General features: G+C 46.8%; 21 protein-coding genes. 16 read left to right on the top strand and 5 right to left on the bottom strand.

From position 1 onward, the window contains the following. Nucleotides 1–94 precede the first annotated feature (94 nt). Genes gspC through CSH92_RS15485 form a run of 13 tightly spaced genes read left to right on the top strand, consistent with a single transcriptional unit; the run spans nucleotide 95 to nucleotide 11,902 of the window. On the top strand, nucleotides 95–1,015 hold the full coding sequence (gene gspC / locus CSH92_RS15545; RefSeq protein ID WP_240612843.1) for a type II secretion system protein GspC: 921 nt from the start codon (nucleotides 95–97) through the stop codon (nucleotides 1,013–1,015). Nucleotide 1,016: 1 nt separating this feature from the next. Continuing rightward, the gene (gspD, locus tag CSH92_RS15540; protein WP_164084770.1) at nucleotides 1,017–3,077 is read left to right on the top strand and encodes a type II secretion system secretin GspD; all 2,061 of its coding nucleotides are present in this window, start codon (nucleotides 1,017–1,019) and stop codon (nucleotides 3,075–3,077) included. Nucleotides 3,078–3,115: 38 nt separating this feature from the next. Beyond that, nucleotides 3,116–4,633 carry a type II secretion system ATPase GspE gene (gene gspE, locus CSH92_RS15535; protein WP_240612847.1) on the top strand — a complete coding sequence of 506 codons (1,518 nt, stop codon included), beginning with the start codon at nucleotides 3,116–3,118 and terminating at the stop codon, nucleotides 4,631–4,633. Nucleotide 4,634: 1 nt separating this feature from the next. Then, nucleotides 4,635–5,855: a type II secretion system inner membrane protein GspF gene (gspF, locus tag CSH92_RS15530; RefSeq protein WP_100658557.1), complete on the top strand. Its 1,221-nt coding sequence runs from the start codon at nucleotides 4,635–4,637 to the stop codon at nucleotides 5,853–5,855. A 12-nt stretch (nucleotides 5,856–5,867) separates the two neighbouring features. Further along, the gene (gene gspG / locus CSH92_RS15525; RefSeq protein ID WP_100658556.1) at nucleotides 5,868–6,293 is read left to right on the top strand and encodes a type II secretion system major pseudopilin GspG; all 426 of its coding nucleotides are present in this window, start codon (nucleotides 5,868–5,870) and stop codon (nucleotides 6,291–6,293) included. Between the two features lie 19 nt (nucleotides 6,294–6,312). Then, nucleotides 6,313–6,930 (top strand): type II secretion system minor pseudopilin GspH, encoded by a 618-nt coding sequence (gene gspH, locus CSH92_RS15520; protein WP_100658606.1) that lies wholly within the window; start codon nucleotides 6,313–6,315, stop codon nucleotides 6,928–6,930. Beyond that, nucleotides 6,927–7,301: a type II secretion system minor pseudopilin GspI gene (gene gspI / locus CSH92_RS15515; RefSeq protein WP_240612841.1), complete on the top strand. Its 375-nt coding sequence runs from the start codon at nucleotides 6,927–6,929 to the stop codon at nucleotides 7,299–7,301. The genes gspH and gspI overlap by 4 nt, the downstream gene beginning before the upstream one ends. Then, nucleotides 7,294–7,932 (top strand): type II secretion system minor pseudopilin GspJ, encoded by a 639-nt coding sequence (gene gspJ, locus CSH92_RS15510; RefSeq protein WP_100658555.1) that lies wholly within the window; start codon nucleotides 7,294–7,296, stop codon nucleotides 7,930–7,932. The genes gspI and gspJ overlap by 8 nt, the downstream gene beginning before the upstream one ends. Next, a complete protein-coding gene (gene gspK, locus CSH92_RS15505; RefSeq protein WP_100658554.1) occupies nucleotides 7,925–8,932 on the top strand; it encodes a type II secretion system minor pseudopilin GspK in 1,008 nt (335 codons plus the stop codon). The genes gspJ and gspK overlap by 8 nt, the downstream gene beginning before the upstream one ends. A 1-nt stretch (nucleotide 8,933) precedes the next feature. Next, nucleotides 8,934–10,127 (top strand): type II secretion system protein GspL, encoded by a 1,194-nt coding sequence (gene gspL, locus CSH92_RS15500; RefSeq protein ID WP_100658553.1) that lies wholly within the window; start codon nucleotides 8,934–8,936, stop codon nucleotides 10,125–10,127. 3 nt (nucleotides 10,128–10,130) lie between these two features. After that, nucleotides 10,131–10,610, top strand: a complete 480-nt coding sequence (gspM, locus tag CSH92_RS15495) for a type II secretion system protein GspM (RefSeq protein WP_100658552.1) — start codon at nucleotides 10,131–10,133, stop codon at nucleotides 10,608–10,610. After that, nucleotides 10,607–11,359, top strand: coding sequence for a type II secretion system protein N (locus tag CSH92_RS15490; RefSeq protein WP_100658551.1), 753 nt, complete (start codon nucleotides 10,607–10,609; stop codon nucleotides 11,357–11,359). The genes gspM and CSH92_RS15490 overlap by 4 nt, the downstream gene beginning before the upstream one ends. 42 nt (nucleotides 11,360–11,401) lie before the next feature. Then, complete coding sequence (locus CSH92_RS15485) at nucleotides 11,402–11,902, top strand: hypothetical protein (RefSeq protein ID WP_100658550.1); 501 nt, start codon at nucleotides 11,402–11,404, stop codon at nucleotides 11,900–11,902. On the opposite strand, the gene CSH92_RS17345 is transcribed toward CSH92_RS15485, so the two are convergent. From CSH92_RS17345 to yrfG, 4 genes are all read right to left on the bottom strand, one after another. Next, nucleotides 11,889–12,356, bottom strand: a complete 468-nt coding sequence (locus tag CSH92_RS17345) for a prepilin-type N-terminal cleavage/methylation domain-containing protein (RefSeq protein ID WP_276307877.1) — start codon at nucleotides 12,354–12,356, stop codon at nucleotides 11,889–11,891. The two genes, CSH92_RS15485 and CSH92_RS17345, sit on opposite strands and share 14 nt — an antisense overlap. 64 nt (nucleotides 12,357–12,420) lie before the next feature. After that, nucleotides 12,421–13,281 (bottom strand): SDR family NAD(P)-dependent oxidoreductase, encoded by an 861-nt coding sequence (locus tag CSH92_RS15475; protein WP_164084769.1) that lies wholly within the window; start codon nucleotides 13,279–13,281, stop codon nucleotides 12,421–12,423. Further along, entirely contained in the window at nucleotides 13,274–13,813 is a 540-nt protein-coding gene (yjjX, locus tag CSH92_RS15470) for an inosine/xanthosine triphosphatase (protein WP_100658548.1), read from the bottom strand. Before yjjX ends, CSH92_RS15475 begins: the two co-directional genes overlap by 8 nt. A gap of 18 nt (nucleotides 13,814–13,831) precedes the next feature. Beyond that, on the bottom strand, nucleotides 13,832–14,521 hold the full coding sequence (gene yrfG, locus CSH92_RS15465; RefSeq protein WP_100658547.1) for a GMP/IMP nucleotidase: 690 nt from the start codon (nucleotides 14,519–14,521) through the stop codon (nucleotides 13,832–13,834). A 111-nt stretch (nucleotides 14,522–14,632) separates the two neighbouring features. On the opposite strand from yrfG, the gene nudE reads away from it, so the two are divergent. Genes nudE through CSH92_RS15450 form a run of 3 tightly spaced genes read left to right on the top strand, consistent with a single transcriptional unit; the run spans nucleotide 14,633 to nucleotide 16,603 of the window. Continuing rightward, complete coding sequence (nudE, locus tag CSH92_RS15460; protein WP_100658546.1) at nucleotides 14,633–15,199, top strand: ADP compounds hydrolase NudE; 567 nt, start codon at nucleotides 14,633–14,635, stop codon at nucleotides 15,197–15,199. After that, a complete protein-coding gene (cysQ, locus tag CSH92_RS15455) occupies nucleotides 15,199–16,020 on the top strand; it encodes a 3'(2'),5'-bisphosphate nucleotidase CysQ (protein WP_100658545.1) in 822 nt (273 codons plus the stop codon). The genes nudE and cysQ overlap by 1 nt, the downstream gene beginning before the upstream one ends. 13 nt (nucleotides 16,021–16,033) lie before the next feature. Continuing rightward, entirely contained in the window at nucleotides 16,034–16,603 is a 570-nt protein-coding gene (locus CSH92_RS15450; RefSeq protein ID WP_100658544.1) for a YceI family protein, read from the top strand. Between the two features lie 126 nt (nucleotides 16,604–16,729). Here CSH92_RS15450 and CSH92_RS15445 read toward each other — a convergent pair whose 3' ends face one another. Then, nucleotides 16,730–18,043 (bottom strand): hypothetical protein, encoded by a 1,314-nt coding sequence (locus tag CSH92_RS15445; protein WP_124916983.1) that lies wholly within the window; start codon nucleotides 18,041–18,043, stop codon nucleotides 16,730–16,732. Between the last annotated feature and the right edge of the window lie 134 nt (nucleotides 18,044–18,177).

Here is an 18,177-nt window from a genome sequence, read left to right as displayed (position 1 = left end):
ATTACTCAAGAACGAAACTTAGCGTTAATGCTGCCGTAGTAACCTTTTTGGCTCTTTCGAGAGCTGCGAGTTAACCGAATAAAAATAATATCAAATGCCAACACTGCAATCAGCCACACAGTTTGTCCAACAACGCCAAACATCGATCCGCATGGTCGTCGTGGTGTTGTTAGCGTTATATCTATTGGCTTTCATGGCCGAGCTTACATGGCGCGTGATACCTGCTCCTAACGGCGGGCAAACTAATACTGTAGCCGAGCCTATCTCAAGTAACGTCACAAGCAGTTCGCGCATCAATGTGAATCGCATAAAGCAGTTAGACTTATTCGGGCGGTTTAACCCAGAGGTTCAGACACAACCTCAGGAAACCATAACTGATGCGCCAGAAACCTCACTAAGTCTAGTGTTGACCGGAGTGGTAGCTAGCACTGAGGCGGATGCGGGCGCAGCCATCATTGAACATCGCAATGCCCAGCAAACCTATGGTATTGGTGATAAAATCGACGGCACTAATGCGACCTTACGTGAAGTTTTCAGTGATCGCGTGATCATTCGCAATGGGCCGCGCAACGAAACCTTAATGCTTGACGGTATTGACTATGATGAGGCCAATAAGCATAAAAGTCAGGTAGCCGCTCGCCCGGCAACCAGTTCTGCGCGCTCTTCAACGCCCCGACCAGCATTGTCTGACGATGCCGTAGCAGCAACCCAGCAATTGCGCTCCCAACCAACCAAATTTACCGACTTCCTGTCGATTTCTCCGGCGCAAGCCAATGGAGAACTGCTAGGATATCGAGTTCAACCAGGCAAAAATCCAGCACTGTTTGAAGCTGCAGGTTTGACCGCTGGAGATGTGATCACCGAAATCAATGGGTTGGATGTGACCGACCCGCAACAGGCGCGAGAAGCCATGGGTGAATTACAAACTGCTGAATCATTGCAATTGACCGTACTTCGGGAAGAACAATATTTAACGCTGTATCTGGATCTGCCAGAACCAAGCGACGAGGAATAGGATGAGAAATACAGGCTATATGCACCGAGCTAAATTGCGACTTTGTTTCGTGGCGTTGTTATCGCTAGGATTATCATATTCTATTGGTGCAGCCGCAGAGCAATATCAGCCCAATTTCAAAGACACTGAAATCAGCGAATTCATCAATATAGTTGGTAAGAATCTTAAAAAGACCATCATCGTTGATCCGAATGTACGCGGGAAAATTTCAGTCCGTAGTTATGACTTACTCACCGAAGAACAGTACTACCAGTTCTTTTTGAACGTGTTGCAAGTCTATGAATATGCCGTCGTTGAAATGCCCAGTGGCATCTTGAAGGTTGTCCGCTCAAAAGATGCGAAGGCGTCAAATATTCCAGTTGTAGAAGGCGCTCTAATGAACGGCGATGAGTTCATTACCCGTGTTGTGCCAGTTTATAACGTGCCAGTGCGCGAATTAGCCCCCATTTTACGCCAATTAAATGACCAAGCTGGCGGCGGGAACGTGGTTAGCCATGATCCGTCCAACGTAATGATGCTAACGGGCCGCGCAGCGGTCGTGAACCGCTTAGTTGAAATCATTGAACGCGTTGACCGCGCCGGCGATGAAGAAGTTGAAATCATCAAACTGAAATACGCATCAGCCTCGGAGATGGTGCGGATTATAGAAAGTATCAACAAGTCGCAAGGTAAGGCTGCCGGTTCAGGTGCTAAGTCTGATCCGCGAGTCGTTGCCGATGACCGCACCAACAGCGTCATTGTCAGCGGCGATATTAAAGCACGTCAACGCCTGATTAACTTGATCACACGCATGGATCAAGAATTAGAATCCAGCGGTAATACTCGAGTGATCTTTTTAAACTACGCCAAGGCAGAAGATCTGGTGAAAGTTCTGCAAGGTGTGAGCGCCAGTATTCAAGCTGAAGAGCAAGGCAGTGCCAGCAATCGTCGTGGCAGCAGCAACCGTGAAGTCAGCATTGATGCCCATGAAGACTCAAACTCTGTGGTAATAACAGCTGAGCCTGACATGATGCGCTCATTAGAAGAAGTTATTCGCCAGTTAGATGTGCGCCGCGCACAAGTGCAAGTCGAAGCAATTATCGTGGAAATCTTTGAAGGCGATGGCACTACATTAGGGGTGCAATGGATCTCTGAAAGCGGTGGCGGTACACAATTTACCAATGGTGTTGTACCGGTAGGTGGGCTTGGGGTTGCCTTACGTCAAGCAGAAGATCGCGAGGTGACACGCACGACAACCTCAGCTAACGGTAATCCAGTCCAAACCACTGATACCATTGAAGGTAACCTTACGCCGCTGGCGAATCTTCTAGGCGGCGCCAATGGCCTTATTGCAGGGATCATAGAAGATGGTTGGGGTGCTGTGGTACAAGCGGTCAGCAACGATACCAATTCCAATATCCTTGCCACACCGCACCTTACCACTATGGACAACGAAGAGGCGTTTTTCATTGTGGGTCAGGAAGTTCCGATTATTACCGGTACCACAACGGGTTCCAACAACTCCAATCCGTTTACCACGGTGGATCGTCAAGAAGTAGGTATCAAGCTCAAAGTCACGCCCCAAATTAACGAAGGCGACGCAGTACAACTATTAATTGAGCAGGAAGTATCGAGTGTTAGTGGCGCCACATCGGTTGATATTTCAATCAACAAGCGCGAAATCAAAACCACCGTGATCGTTGATGATGGTGGCACGATTGTATTGGGTGGCCTGATCGATGAAGACGTGCAAGAAAGTGTGTCTAAAGTGCCATTACTGGGTGATATTCCTATTTTAGGTCATCTGTTTAAAACCACGTCTACCAGTAAACGTAAACGCAATTTAATGGTGTTCTTACGGCCGAAGATTGTACGTGACGGCGTCACCATGAACGAAATTTCACATCGCAAGTACAATTTTATTCGCGCGCAACAATTACAGCGTCAGTCGGAGGGCATTCCATTGATGCCAGCCTCTGAAGGTCCGGTCATCCCCGAATGGAATGATGCGCTGACCTTGCCACCTTCGTATGAAGAATACTTGCTAGAAAAGCAGAAAAAAGAACGTGAGCAGGACGAATAATGGCCGAGCAGTCTGAACCGAATGCGTCTATTGCGTTAATGGAACAAGCTGAACTAGCGACTGAGGAAGCCGTTGAAGATAGCGGCCATTCACAACTTTCATTCAGCTTCGCGAAACGTCATAAAGTTATTTTAGAGACGGCGGAAACACCCGCCAAGCTCTATCATACTGCCGAAACACCCTTTCACATATTTGCTGAAGTGCGCCGCTTTTACGGCGCCCCCTTTGTGCTGGAAGAAATCACTAACGAGCGTTTTGAACACGTATTAACCAATGCTTTCCAGCGCGATTCATCTGCGGCCAAGCAGTTAATGGAAGATTTGGGTAATGAAAGCGATTTGTTCTCGCTTGCAGAAGACTTACCCGACACTGAAGACTTACTCGAAAGTGAAGATGACGCCCCGATTATCAAGCTGATCAACGCCATGTTGAGTGAAGCGATTAAAGAAGGTGCATCAGATATTCACATTGAAACCTTTGAAAGCCAGCTCGTCGTGCGTTTTCGCGTTGATGGCGTGCTGCGAGAAATTTTGCGCCCAAACCGCAAGCTTTCGTCAATGTTAGTGTCACGGATCAAGGTTATGGCTAAGTTAGACATCGCTGAGAAACGTGTACCGCAAGATGGTCGAATTACACTACGGATAGCCGGACGCGCGGTTGATGTGCGGGTTTCAACAATGCCAGCCAGTCACGGGGAGCGCGTTGTACTGCGTTTACTCGATAAAAATAATGCTCGTTTAAATCTAGAAGATTTGGGCATGACAGCAGCTAATCGCGACAAGTTCTCTGTGCTTATCCGCAAGCCACATGGGATCATTCTGGTCACCGGTCCAACAGGTTCGGGTAAAAGTACCACGCTATATGCTGGTTTGAGTGAAATCAACTCGAAAGACCGCAATATTCTTACTGTTGAAGACCCCATCGAATTTGATTTACAAGGCATCGGGCAAACGCAAGTTAACCCGCGTGTAGATATGACCTTCGCGCGTGGCTTACGTGCCATATTACGCCAAGACCCAGACGTGGTTATGGTGGGTGAGATCCGTGATGTTGAAACTGCACAAATTGCGGTACAAGCCAGCTTAACCGGGCACTTGGTATTGTCAACATTACACACCAATACCGCGGCGGGCGCGATCACTCGTTTGGAAGATATGGGAATAGAATCATTCTTGTTATCTTCATCGTTACTTGCCGTGTTATCGCAGCGCTTAGTGCGAACCTTATGCCCGAGCTGTAAACAGCCACACAATGTCAGTGAACAGGAAGCATTGGTGTTAGGGATCAGCCCTGAGCAAGCCCAGCAAACAAAAATTTATCGTGCTCGAGGTTGTGCTGAATGCAACCAAACTGGCTATCGTGGGCGTACCGGAATTCATGAATTGTTGGTGGTTGATGAAGCGATTCGTGATCTCATGCACGAAGGCAAGGGTGAGCAAAGCATTGAACGTTATGTGCGAAAAACAACCCCGAGTATTCGCGAAGATGGCTGCGCCAAGGTATTAGCCGGTATCACCACGCTTGAAGAAGTCTTGCGTGTAACGCGCGAGGACTAAGATGCCAGCTTACGCTTACAAAGCGCTTACTCAAGCCGGTAAAAATAAATCAGGTGTACTCGAAGCTGATACGCCGCGCCAAGTCCGTCAGCAGTTACGTGACCAAGCACTGATCCCCATCGATGTTGAAGAAGTCAGTGAGCGGAAAAAGCAGCAACAAGGTAAAGCAGGTTTAGGCTTATTTCGCCCAACGATTAGCGTTTCGGACTTGGCACTACTCACCCGCCAGCTCGCTACATTAATTGAGTCAGCCCTGCCGATAGAAGAAGCCTTGCAGGCCGTTGCTGAACAAAGTGAAAAGCCACGTCATAAACAAATGATGATGGCGATCCGGTCTAAAGTTGTCGAAGGCTACACGCTGGCAGATGCACTGTCTGAATTTCCTAGCGTATTTGATAATTTGTATCGTTCGATGGTTGCAGCTGGGGAGAAATCCGGTCACTTAGACACGGTATTAAACCGCTTGGCTGATTACACCGAGCGACGCAACATCGTTAAAAATCAGATCACGCAAGCGCTCATTTACCCAGTCATTATGTTAATTGTGGCGATTGGTATTGTCAGTCTCCTATTAACCTATGTGGTACCCCGTATTGTTGGTCAATTTGATAACATGGGGCAGGACCTGCCCGGAGTGACGCAGTTCCTGATTGCGGTGTCAGAAGGCACCCAAGATTACGGATTACTGATCCTGGTAGCCATGGTCATGAGTTATTTTGGCTATCGTCAGTTAATGCGTAGCAATGCATTCAAGTTAAAATCTCACCGTATGCGACTAAACTTTCCAGTGTTAGGCAAGGTCATAAAGAGTATTAATACGTCGCGTTTTGCTAGCACCCTCAGTATCCTGACAGCCAGCGCAGTACCGGTTTTAGAAGGTATGCGGATAGCCGGGAATGTATTAGAAAACACCTACATCAAGAAATTGATTGTAGAAGCAGCAGCTAAAGTGCAAGGGGGCTCTAGCTTACGCGGGGCACTTGATGCAACCGGAGTATTTCCGCCGATGATGATCCATATGATTGCGTCTGGTGAGAAGAGCGGTGAATTACAAGATATGCTGGCACGTGCGGCGTTGAACCAAGAACGGCAGTTCGAAATGCAGGTCAATATTGCCCTAGCAATACTTGGTCCGGTATTAATTTTAACGATGGCAGCGATCGTCTTTTTTATCGTGGTTGCAATCCTGTTGCCCATCATTTCGTTAAACAACATGATTTAGTAGGAGAAGTATATGAAGAACAAAGGATTCAGCTTAATCGAGGTTATGGTCGTGATCTTGATTATCGGTATTATGACAGCGATTGTTGCGCCTAACATCATTGGCAACCAAGAAGAAGCGCAATTGAAGAAGGCGGCGATTGATATTCAAAATCTTGAAAGCGCATTACAGATGTATAAGCTGCGCAATAATGTATTTCCTACTACCGAACAAGGCTTAGACGCATTAGTTAACGAACCGACCATTGAGCCGTTACCTAAGAACTTTCCTGTCGGTGGGTTTATCAATCGTTTACCAGATGATCCTTGGGGCAACCCGTACAATTTGATCAGCCCTGGGGAGTTGGGTTTAATCGATATTTACTCTAATGGGCCTGATCAACAAGCAGGTACTGAAGACGACATTGGTAACTGGAATATTAACGAATACCTAGATTAAGTAAGTGCTCACTCATCGCATAAATAATGTATCACAGGGCTTCACCTTATTAGAAATTATGGTGGCCCTGTTTTTGATTGGCGTAGCCACTAGTATTGTATTGTTTAATGCCTTTTCTGCCAGCGAATCAGACCGTTTAAAAGAGCATACCCAGCGCCTTCAGGTGGTATTTGATATGGCCAGTGATTTTGCCATTCTTAACCAGCAGCAACTGGGTTTGTATATTGATGAAAAGAACGCGCTTTATCGCTTTGTACTGTTAGATGATGAGCAAGAGTGGCAACCGATTGTGGACAATCCGGTATTCGCAGAGCATAACCTTCCTGACCCCTTTCGTCTTGAGCTGCAACTAGAGGACTTGCCTTGGCAGGACCCTGATAGCCTCTTTGACAATGGTATTTTCGATGAGTCTTTGTCGGTTTCTGAGGACGGAGTAGAAATTGGAGATGAGGAGGATAAGAAGCACCCTCCACCACAAGTGTTGATCCTGTCCAGTGGCGATATCACGCCATTTAGCTTGTTGTTTAAATATGAACCTGATTTTGGTCAGGACGAACCGGTTTATTTTCGCTTGAATGGCACTGAGGTAACGCCATTGAAACGTTTAGGTCCTCTCACTCAAGCAGAGGCATTATGAACCAGCATATACGCGGAATGACATTACTCGAAGTGATGGTGGCTTTGTTCATCTTTGCTGTCGCAGGAATGGCAATGATGAAAGCCGCGACCGACCATCTCACCAATGTGGGGGTTGTCGAAGAAATTACCTGGGCGACTTATGTAGCGAATAACCAAATGACGCGAGCGCATTTGGATGATCAATGGCCGCCACGCAACAACCTGAAAGGTAGCGAGCAGATGGCAGGACGCACCTGGTATTGGCAGCGCACGGTAACCAAAACTAATGATGATGACTTGCGTGCTATCGAAATTTCGGTTGGCTTGAGCGAAAGCTATGACGATACCATCACCAGCGTGACCAGTTTTGTGGCGAAACCCAATGACTAGGTACATTCGTCCCCGCGGTTTCACCCTTTTGGAAATTCTAATTGCCATGGCCATTTTCGCGGTAATCGGTGTCGCCTCTGCTGGCTTACTGTCACGTGTAATGGATGGCAATGAGTTGTCGCAGTTGCGTTTTTCTGAACTCGAGAAGATCCAGCGTGCCATGCTGATTATTGAACGCGACTTGCTACAAGCGGTCGCGCGCCCTGCGCGCATTGAAGGGGATCTCAACGAAGTCGTTATTGCCAGTGGTCGCGCCAGCGACAACAGTGACGGGGATAGCCTGGCCTTTGTCAGGACCGGTTGGCACAATCCGCAATTCATGCTGCAACGCAGCAACATGCAGGCTGTTGCTTATCGGCTCAAAGAAGATCGTCTCGAACGGATGTACGGTAACTACGTTGATAATGTTATCGGTTTCGAACCCAAAATCAGGGTACTGCTAGATCAGGTTGAAGATTTTCAGATTAGCTTTTTCATCAAAGCCAAAGGGGCGCCTGAAAGTGAGCGCGATTGGCAAGAGGATTATCAAGGTACGGTGCTGCCCAGAGCTATCGCTATTGAGATTACTAGCAAAGAATATGGACTTATCCGTCGCGAGTTTGTAATCAGCGGAGGGATAAGTAATGAATAGAACTACTTGCCCTACCCAACAACGTGGCGTGGCCTTAATAACCGTGCTTATGGTGGTTGCATTGGTTGCAATTCTAGGCACCGAAATGGTCACCCGTTTACAGCTGCAAGTGCAGCGCACGGCGAATATTAAAGATGCTAATCAGGCTTATTGGTATGCACTGGGTGCCGAACAGTATGCGCGAAAATCTATTGGAGAGTTATTGGACCTCAGCGGCGACAAAATCCATCTCAATCAACCGTGGTCGCAGGAATTTGTTTATCCCTTGGATAACGGCGGTATTCAGGCACAGTTGGTCGACATGCAAAGTTGTTTTAATTTAAACGCATTAACCTTTAATCAAGAAGGTGCTGAATTTAGTACAGGTTCACAAGTAACAGCAGAAATGGAAGCATTTCAGCGCTTATTGCTCACGCCTGAATTGATCCCCGGGCTCGATAGCTACAGTGCAGACGTTGTGCGCGATTCTCTCGCCGATTGGCTGGATGAAAATGATCAAATACGCAGCTTTGGTGCCGAAGATGTAGACTATGAATCACTGCCAAATCCCTATTTAGCCGGCAACGCACCCATGCAAAACAAGACTGAATTGCGTTTGGTGAATGGGGTGCGACCAGAGTGGATCAATGCATTAATGCCTTTGGTGTGCGCGCGCCCGAACGACCTAGCCATGCAAATTAACGTAAACACCATGACCGAAGAACTGGCACCCGTTTTAGCAGCAGTCACGGGCCTGGATGTTGAGCAGGCGCGACGTTTGATTGCCGCCAGACCGAGTGACGGTTATGATGACGTAACAGCGTTCTTGTCAGAGCCTGATATTACTGCGCTTGAATTACCGCAGGACCGCCAGCAATGGTTTTCAGTAACCACACAATATTTTATTTTATACACTAAGACCCGTTACAATAACGCCACGTTCGCAATGTCATCCGTTTTTCATGTGGATGCCAATAAACAGGTAACCGTGGTGCGCCGAGAATTTGGAGGCAGATACTAACATGGAGCAGCTTATAGTCCGCTTAGGCGGTGACCAACACAGTCCAGTGCATTGGATTGTTTGGTCTGAAAGCGAGCAAGAAATTATCGCCTCGGGCGAATTAGAGAATGCTGCTGCAATGACTTCGTTATCGGAGCGCGCAGGTTCTCGTTCGGTCATTGCGCTAGCACCCAGCAGTCACGTCTTACTAAAGTGGGTTACTTTACCACCTAAAGCGAGTCGAAAAGTACTCGCTGCAATTCCTTACATGCTTGAGGAAGAGCTTTCCACCGATGTAAACGAACAGTTTTTCGCCCTTGGCCCAAAAGAAGGGACTGAGCAAGCTGTTGCTATCGTTAGCCATAAACAAATGGAGTTATGGCGCGACATGTTGGCTGCAGCGGGGCTGCATTGCGACCGCTTAATTCCCGACGTATTAGCTTTACCTCATAACCCCGATGCTTGGAGCTTACTTGAATTAGGCAACGAATGGTTGGTTCGACAAGACGCCTGGGCTGGAATGCAAGGAGAGCACGAATGGATGCTGCCGGCAATCATGCACTTTGCCAAGCAACAAGAAGATCCACTTCAAGTCTTTGACTACAGTGGGGTCACAGTAGGCGCTACACCTAACGTTGATTGGCACGCGCAAACGTTAGACATGCCAATGCATGTATTAGTGAAAGGTAGTCAAGCAGCAAAATTTAATTTGCTCCAAGGCGACTACAAAGTGAAAAAGCAAGCCAGTGGCACCTGGCGCAAATGGCGCTTAGCGGCAATTCTCGCCATGCTCGCTTTTGGCTTATCACTGGCTGATAAAGGGATTACCCTGTTGAAATTACAACAACAACAGGAATCATTAGCGGCTGCCATCGATGATGAGATAAAACGTGGCTTTCCAGATATAGGTGTGTATCGAGATGTTAGACGGAAAATCAATGACGAGCTGGCCAAACTCGAGCAAGGTGGAAGTGGCGTATCAATGTTGGCAATGTTAGAGCAACTAGGCTCGGCGTTTTCACAGACTCAGGTAAAACCGCAGTCTTTGCGTTATGACAGTCAACGCAGCGAACTGCGTATGCAAGCTGTCGCCGCAAACTTTGAAGCATTGGAGCGCTTTCGTTCGCAAGCACAGGCCGTTGGGTTTACCGTTGAGCAAGGTGCGATTAACAACCGAGACAATCAAGTGATTGGCTCAGTGATTATTAAGGGGTAAATCATGCAGTCACTGATCCAACGCTTTAAAGCACTCACTGAGCGAGAACAATGGATTGTTTTAGTCGCCATCGTTGTCAGTATTGTTGGGCTGTTTTATCTCCTCATCTGGGCCCCGCTTAACAACGCGATCACTCAATCACAAGTGCAAATCGAACGCCAACAGGAATTACTCTCGTGGGTGCAAGCCAGCAGCCAACGCGCTATTCAGTTGCGCCGTTCGAATGGCGGCCAGCGTAATTTCACCGGCTCGTTACCACAAGCGGTTAATCAAACCACCAGCCGCTTGAATATTGTAATCTCACGCATGCAACCACAAGGTGATGAATTACAAGTCTGGGTTGACGAAGCGCCGTTTGATGCCGTCGTTGATTGGATCCATGCACTTGAAAATATGGGTATTGCGGTGCTTCAAGTAGATGTCACTGAAGCGGGATCCCCCGGACAAATCAAGATCCGCCGTTTGCAGCTAGGAAAACCATGAAGTCAAAATTCGCCATAGCGCTTATTGGCGCTGTTATCTTCATCTTCTTTTTGTTGGTTCATTTACCAGCCCAGCAAGTGCTGGGTCGGGTAGAACTACCGCGCAATATTGCTGTCACTGGAGTGTCGGGCACGCTTTGGGACGGTTCTGCGCGCCGCGTTACGGTTAATGGTCTGAGCATTAACAATGTAAAGTGGGAACTCTCGGCGCTACCATTGTTATGGGGTCAAGCATGGCTAAATGTAGAGGCCGGTAGTCAACGTCAAGCCACTGAAGTGTCTTTGACCGGCGACATTGTTACCTCGATTACAAAACCTTTGGTCTTTAGTAGTGATGAATTTGTCTTGTATTTACCCACCGATCAGGTCTTAGCGAATGTTAGTTTACCCCTTCCGGTAGAAGCCGGTGGACGTTTTCGCGTCACCCTGAGCGAGTTAGATTTTAACCAAACTTGCCAAACCCTTCAGGGTACAGGGGAATGGTTGAATGCTAGTGTACAAGGTACTCAAGGTAGGATCCCGCTTGGAGTGTTTAGTGCCCGTTTGGGTTGCGATAACCGCGCCATAACGGTCAATGTACAAGAGCCCAACCTGTTTGGTCTAAGCTTGGACGCGCGCGTGGCCTCAATGCGAGATATTGCTGTTGCGGGCAAGTTCAAACCAGATCCGTCTTTACCGCAAGAAGTTCATGATGCGGCTAAGTTTTTTGGGCAACCCGACAATCAAGGCTATATTAGTTTTACCCTATAAAAGATCAAAAGCACACAGCCAAAACACGCAGGGAGTCAGGCAATGGAAGCGATCTTAATAGAAACACTGAAGGTTGGAACAGTGCTTTTCATGGCCAGTGTTCTGCTGCATTACACAGCCTACAAAAAAGGGATTTATCGTGGCAAAGAAGGCAATGATGACATCCTAGATGAACTTGATGATGACTTAGCAGACAAGAACAGCACCCCAATAACGAAGAAATGGTTGGAGTTCGGTGGCGGGTACTATGGTTGCGTAGCATTTACCCAATTAATCTTTATTGAATTTAAGCAAGTCAGGGAGTTCGTCGCCGACTGGCAAGGCTGGGACAATCTTGTACAAGGCAGTGGCTTGAATGCCATTATTCGACTTTTAGTGAATGCCTTTGTTGAGCAATTTCATAATTTTGCTGCAGCGATATCATGGCCTGCACATTACGTATCAAACTATCCTATTGCGCAATGCTTTGTTTTTGTGGTCGTAACTTATGTGCTGTTTTACTGGGGCCAATCACTTGCCTGGCGGCGTTTCAACAACCACTAGTGGTTGCTGTAAAGCCCGGTGGGCGCGTGGCACGGGCTGAGGTGTAGCGAATTTTGCAATTGGCAGGGTCTGGCGCATCGCTTATTCTCACTTCCACAGCACCCAACTGTCCACCGCAATTACCACCTACCCAAGTAAAGGGGGCTTCAGTGACAACCGCTTTGGCGATGCCATTCGGGTGCGGACATGGATAACCACAACGCAGTGTGATTGTTTCTCCGCCCATGTCCACGGTAGGGTCAGTGGCACAGTCCAGTTTGTTCTCAATACGGGCTTTCATATTCACTAAGTCTGACGCTGTCTTCATACTGCCTTCAAGCGACTCTATTGCTGCAATTCTGGCATCGCTACTAAAATTCAGAAACCGTGGCGCTGCCGTTGCGGCTAAAACGCCAAGGATGACAATGACAATGATCAACTCGATTAAGGTAAAGCCCTGTTTATACACGCGCATGTAGACCCTGTTAGCCCGCTAAGTTACGGTTAATACTAACAAGCTTCTAACCACCATCGAAGCTTTATCGGTTTTTATTGTAAAACGCGCGGATCCGATCCAATGACTGCCCAGACGGCATGAGCTTCTCAACCATAGGCCAATAGTGACGTGGAAATAGTCTGGCTAACCAGCGGATAATTTTTGCATCCGTTCCCACTAGGATCTCTGCCCGCCCCCGCTGCATACCATCTAAGATAATTTGTGCCGCTTTTTCAGGAGCTAACACCAGGGCACGATTAAATTCTTTTATGCCTTGCTGATATTCAGCAGCATCAAGCCCTTCTGCTTTACGTGACTGCTTCGCAATACGGGTACGCACACCACCTGGGTAAACGATAGAAACGGTAATATCGGTTTCTACCAATTCATGCTGTAAGGCTTTTGAAAACCCGCGCACAGCAAACTTTGATGCTGAATACGCCGTTTGCCCTGGCGGTGCGATGATGCCAAAGAGGCTGGAAATATTGACAATATTGCCGCTTGGACGAGTCAATAAATGCGGTAAGCAAACGCGCGTCATGTGCACAAGTCCAAGCAGGTTGATATTGATTAGCCAATTAAAATCCGCTTCGCTCATTTGCCCAAATGCGCCACCAACGGCTACACCCGCGTTATTAATCAACACATCCAAATGACCATGCTCAGCGATAACATTAGTAACGGCCTGATCGATACTTGCGCTATCGGCAACATCACAATGGTGGGGCGTTAACCGTTGTGTACCTTGCAGCTTGATTGCGGCTTGCAAGCGTTCGCACTCATCGATTAAACGCGACTCATCAATATCCAGCATCGCAATGTCATAGCCACGTGCCAATAGCCCTTCAGTTAGCGCTAGTCCTATTCCACTTGCGGCACCGGTAACTAAAGCGACCTTAGGCATTAACTGCATCCGTGTAAGTGCTTATCGCCATAATGGTGGCAGTTTCATACACACTCTGACGTGTGGCTAAGCCTTTGGTTAAAACCCCAATGGCACCACCTTTTTGTTTAATATTTTGGGTGTTGAAATATTTATCAATCACTGGGCCCAGTTCTTTTCCTTTGAGGAGTTCTGCATACACTGGACGCGGAAGCGGTAGATTGCCAGAGCGACCGACGGCCAACTTTTTACCGTTACTGATAGCGACATAAGCAAATGTTGCCGGGCCATCTTCAAACATATCCACGCCGCCCTCATAGGCAATAACCCAGTCATACTCAGTGGCATTTAAGTTTAATTCGGCCAAACACTTGCGAACCCGATTGACCGCACCCAACCGCGTTTCTGCCTCGGTCATTGGTTGGTCTGCCACGCCAGACGGTACAGCGATACCTTGTACTTCTACATGAGCGTTATCAAACCACTGACTCAACGCGCGCTTGCCCGCTTGAATTTTGACAGGATTCAGTGAACCTACAAATAGCCGCTTCATCGTATTCTCCTCGCTACCTTAATCAGGATTTCTAATCGGATAACGCGCAATATCATCAATTAATGTTCGATAGTCATTGACCGATTCAAAGTCATCAATCTGACGTGCCGGCAATTGGCTATCTGGATTTTCTACTGCCAGTAAATGTGCAATACCAAAGGTTTTGGCTGCACCAAGAATAGGCAAACTGTCATCCACAAACAGCGTTTTGTTAGCATCAAAACCGGTGAATTCTTGTAATTTCTGCCACAGTAATTGTGATTCTTTAGTCACCCCAAATTGGTGAGTGGAAATTAACTGATCAATATGACTATCAAGTTGAGTATGTTCAACTTTCAATGACAAACTACCTGGATGCGCATTGGTTACTAGAATGACCTCTCGACCACTGGCTTTCAATGCATCCAAAAACGGGATGGTATCGTCGCGCATACTGATAAGGTGTTCGACTTCACGTTTTGCAGCCATTATGTCCATATCTAAGTAATCGGCCCAATAATCCAAGCAATACCATTCGATTTGACCCGTGATGCGAGCATAGTGTGCCAGCATATCTGCGCGGCATTTCTCTACTGGCTGTCCCGTCTTTTCGGCTATCTTTTGCGGTAAATGCTCAATCCAGAAATAGTTATCAAAGTGCAAATCCAGCAACGTTCCGTCCATGTCGAGAAGAACGGTATGAATGTTTTCCCAGTCAATATTTGGCAAGTGGTGGTCCTTGATTTAGAGTAAGCGGTAAATTAACAACGATGACTGTCTTCGATCGGATCTGAGAGCGGGACAGTACAAATTCATAGTGAAGTTTAACTGGTTCAGTTGATGAGTAAAATAGACCCGAACAAACCATTACCTACGATCCACCATCGCGAAATAGTCGCCAAGAGTCGCTTTTTCAATGTGGAGCAGGTTGATCTAGAGTTTTCAAACGGCGCAACTCGTCAGTTTGAACGCATGGCGGGGCAAAATCGTGGCGCAGTAATGATCATCCCAATGCTCGATGACAAGAATTTTTATCTGATCCGCGAGTATGCTGCGGGCACGCATTCCTATCAGCTGGGCTTCCCCAAAGGCTTGATCGACCCAGGAGAGACTCCCTTACAGGCTGCGAATCGGGAACTTCAAGAAGAAGTCGGCTTTGCTGCCCGCCAACTGCATGATATACATACCGTTGGCATGGCGCCGACATTTTTCAGCTCACGTATGAACATCGTGGTCGCTCAAGATTTATATCCGCAAAGGCTTGAAGGCGACGAACCTGAACCGCTTGAAGTGATTAAGTGGTCACTTGATGATACTGACGAATTGTTAGCGCGCGCAGACTTTATTGAAGCACGTGGCATTGCTGCGCTATTCTTATTAAAACGGTGGTTAAAGGAACAAGAGTGATGTCAGATTACAGCAAGGACTTTCTGCTTAACTTAGCCAAAGAGGCGGCGTGTAAAGCGGGAGCTGCTGTACTCGAAATCTATGATTCTGGTGACTATAAGAGTTATGAGAAGGCAGATGAGTCGCCCGTAACCAGTGCGGACTATCATGCCAATGAAATCATCACCGAAATGCTCACCCAACAGACCCCTGATATTCCGATCATGTCTGAAGAGTCTAAGATTGAACGCCTTGCAGAACGCCAACATTGGGAACGTTATTGGCTAATTGACCCTATTGACGGCACGCAGGAATTCATCGCCCGCAGTGGGGATTTTGCCGTCAATATTGCGCTGATTGAAAACAACGAACCGGTTATTGGAGTCATTTTTTGGCCGCCTGGGCAGTCGCTTTATTATGCTACAAAGGGAGATGGTGCGTTTAAAGATTGCCCTGAAGGAGAACGCCAAATACATGTGCGCAAACTCGACGATCCAAGTGACAGCGTTGTGATTATTGCAATTAGTCGACGCCAATCACGTGAGAAGGTCTTTTCGCGCATGAGCGCCAAACGCGTTTATCAAACTTTGCCATTAGGTAGCTGCTCACTCAAGTCTTGCTTTATCGCTGAAGGTAAAGCAGATGTATTCATGCGTTTGGGCGTTACTGGCGAGTGGGACACGGGTGCATCACAATGCATTATCAATGAAGCCGGCGGCAAAATACTCGCTGCTAATTTTGAGCCTTTAACCTATAACCAACGTAATTCTCTGGAAAACCCAGACTTTGTGGTACTCGGCGATCCTCGCGTCGATTGGCAAAGCATCGTTAACTATTTTTAATTACGGAGTTTATATGCGTTTTTTATCACTGGGCTTGCTGTTTTTATCAACCTCAGTTTTTGCCAACTGGCAACTCGACAATGACGCCAGCGCACTGCACTTCATTTCAACCAAAAATGAACATATTGCAGAGGTACATACCTTCGACCGATTAAGTGGTGAGTTGAGCAAAGATGGCAGCTTAACCATTAGCATTGATCTGACCTCGGTCAATACCATGATCCCGGTCCGTAACACGCGCATGCAAGAGATGCTATTTAACGTCAGTGAGTACGCGCAAGCCAGTTTTAGTACACAACTGCCAGCGGAGGTTATGAGTATGGCAGTGGGTGAATCAAAACAAATGACGCAGTCTGGTACTTTGTCATTGCATGGTGAGACTGCTGAAGTCAGTTTTGTGGTTAATGTTCAGCGCTTGAACAACACTACGATCAGTGCGCATACCGTAAAGCCTAGCTTAGTCAATGCCAGTCAGTTTGGATTAACCGCGGGTGTAGATGCTTTGCGTAAAATCGCAGGGCTAAACAGTATTAGCTATGCGGTTCCTGTGACATTTTCTGTCACTTTAAAACAATCGCAATAACAATCAAGCAGACTCGACAACGACATGACCGGAGCCCACTTCGCTGGGCTCTACTTCTGCAAGCTTGCCCCTAAACCTGCTACGAAAAGCAACCTGCGCTATTAGTCATACACTAGGGAGCCTCACCTAATTACCATTAAACCCATTACTATCAACTAAAAAGAACGGAATAGTCCACTGCATATTATCTTCAGCATGTAGCTCTTTGCGAATTGTCAGCATGTTGTCACCCGCATTTGCTTCACTCAAATCAAGGTAAGCAAAAATGCCGGCTTGCCCAGTCTGAGGATGGTTCATACGTTTAAAATTAGGCGTTATCGCATGACCGTTTAACAATACTGCATGGTAATACTGGTAACATGCCATTTTCATTTCACGCTTGCTCGCGTCTTCACGAAACTGCAAAGATTCCTCACACAGTGGCTGACTAACCCGATTCTCATGGCGAAACACCGGAATAAAAAGGGTTGTTACTGGCTTACGTAAGATCTCAGCCTGGATCTCTGGGGCAATTAAGAATTCAGCCTGAGCATTATTTTGCGCATAAAATTCGGTGTAAACGCGAGTGCCGTCAGCAAAGTAATCTTCTTCTAAAAAGTACTGTACCTTTGAGTTAACGGTGAAATAAACGGATGAACAGAGGCCTATAGCAAAACATCCTCCCTGCAATAAAAACAACCGTTTTTTGTTCCTGAAATTACTCCAGAATGACATTAAGATCTGCAGAACTGGCGTAAAGAAAGGCCCTAAGAAGACCCAATTTTGAAACCGTGTGACTTGAAAGTACAGGGTCTGAATTCGTTGATCCGCATGAAAGCGCTTCAAATTGGCGATTACACTGACTAACGCTTGAACAATTGCGGTAGTCACCACAAACACAGCGGGCATGATCAACAACCAGTGTGGTAGATAGGGCTCTAACACATTGTAAAAAACGATGAACAAACCTAGCAATGCAGCAAAATAGGCATAAATGACCATTAAGCAAAAAGCGATAGAAAAAATCACACTGCACTGATCATCTACTTTGTGTATCGAGTCTTTTACTTTAGGCAAGATTGCCAGCATTTTTACCGTATAAATTTCAGAAAATGCGCTGTTTTTACTTTCGGTCTCACTAAATACAGAATTCAGCCCAACTAAACCTACCCAATAAAAACGCAGAAAAAAATGCAAAATAAACATGCTTGTTAGCATGCTAACTGCGAGCATTCCTGTATAGGTCGCAATATAACCAATAAAATATTGTGTCGGTGGTAAGTAATCGATCATTACAAACATTAACCACTTCACTACAGCAAATAATTGAAATGATGCAAAGGTTCCAATCGCAGAAACCAATAACTCAGCTTCCCAACTTTGTTCTTTTAGCCGTTGCAACCAGGTTGATTTTTCTGTTTGGGTCTCTTCCATGTAGTTAACGACAGGTAATGAAAACACTGGCATTCATGCTATACGGGCTTACTCGCTTTTGCCAGCCAATCTCAAATCAATATGCCAGCGGCAATGATTATTTCTCAATGACTATTCCGTGGCTTGTTGTCGCCAGCTGTAGCGTCACAACCATAAATTCT

Source organism: Neoalteromonas flava (assembly GCF_002807685.1).
Lineage (GTDB): Bacteria > Pseudomonadota > Gammaproteobacteria > Enterobacterales > Alteromonadaceae > Alteromonas_E > Alteromonas_E flava.
The sequence above is the reverse complement of the archived record's forward strand: the minus strand, read 5'-3'. Positions and strand labels throughout refer to the sequence as shown.

Excerpts from the sequence above, each read along its gene's own strand:
- gspM (WP_100658552.1), top strand. The coding sequence starts at position 10,131 with ATGCAGTCACTGATCCAACGCTTTAAAGCACTCACTGAGCGAGAACAA.
- gspK (WP_100658554.1), top strand. The coding sequence starts at position 7,925 with ATGAATAGAACTACTTGCCCTACCCAACAACGTGGCGTGGCCTTAATA.
- gspD (WP_164084770.1), top strand. The coding sequence starts at position 1,017 with ATGAGAAATACAGGCTATATGCACCGAGCTAAATTGCGACTTTGTTTC.
- yjjX (WP_100658548.1), bottom strand. The coding sequence starts at position 13,813 with ATGAAGCGGCTATTTGTAGGTTCACTGAATCCTGTCAAAATTCAAGCG.
- CSH92_RS15450 (WP_100658544.1), top strand. The coding sequence starts at position 16,034 with ATGCGTTTTTTATCACTGGGCTTGCTGTTTTTATCAACCTCAGTTTTT.
- gspC (WP_240612843.1), top strand. The coding sequence starts at position 95 with ATGCCAACACTGCAATCAGCCACACAGTTTGTCCAACAACGCCAAACA.
- CSH92_RS15485 (WP_100658550.1), top strand. The coding sequence starts at position 11,402 with ATGGAAGCGATCTTAATAGAAACACTGAAGGTTGGAACAGTGCTTTTC.
- nudE (WP_100658546.1), top strand. The coding sequence starts at position 14,633 with ATGAGTAAAATAGACCCGAACAAACCATTACCTACGATCCACCATCGC.
- CSH92_RS17345 (WP_276307877.1), bottom strand. The coding sequence starts at position 12,356 with ATGCGCGTGTATAAACAGGGCTTTACCTTAATCGAGTTGATCATTGTC.
- gspL (WP_100658553.1), top strand. The coding sequence starts at position 8,934 with ATGGAGCAGCTTATAGTCCGCTTAGGCGGTGACCAACACAGTCCAGTG.
- gspJ (WP_100658555.1), top strand. The coding sequence starts at position 7,294 with ATGACTAGGTACATTCGTCCCCGCGGTTTCACCCTTTTGGAAATTCTA.
- cysQ (WP_100658545.1), top strand. The coding sequence starts at position 15,199 with ATGTCAGATTACAGCAAGGACTTTCTGCTTAACTTAGCCAAAGAGGCG.
- CSH92_RS15475 (WP_164084769.1), bottom strand. The coding sequence starts at position 13,281 with ATGCCTAAGGTCGCTTTAGTTACCGGTGCCGCAAGTGGAATAGGACTA.
- gspG (WP_100658556.1), top strand. The coding sequence starts at position 5,868 with ATGAAGAACAAAGGATTCAGCTTAATCGAGGTTATGGTCGTGATCTTG.
- gspE (WP_240612847.1), top strand. The coding sequence starts at position 3,116 with ATGGAACAAGCTGAACTAGCGACTGAGGAAGCCGTTGAAGATAGCGGC.
- gspF (WP_100658557.1), top strand. The coding sequence starts at position 4,635 with ATGCCAGCTTACGCTTACAAAGCGCTTACTCAAGCCGGTAAAAATAAA.
- gspI (WP_240612841.1), top strand. The coding sequence starts at position 6,927 with ATGAACCAGCATATACGCGGAATGACATTACTCGAAGTGATGGTGGCT.
- CSH92_RS15490 (WP_100658551.1), top strand. The coding sequence starts at position 10,607 with ATGAAGTCAAAATTCGCCATAGCGCTTATTGGCGCTGTTATCTTCATC.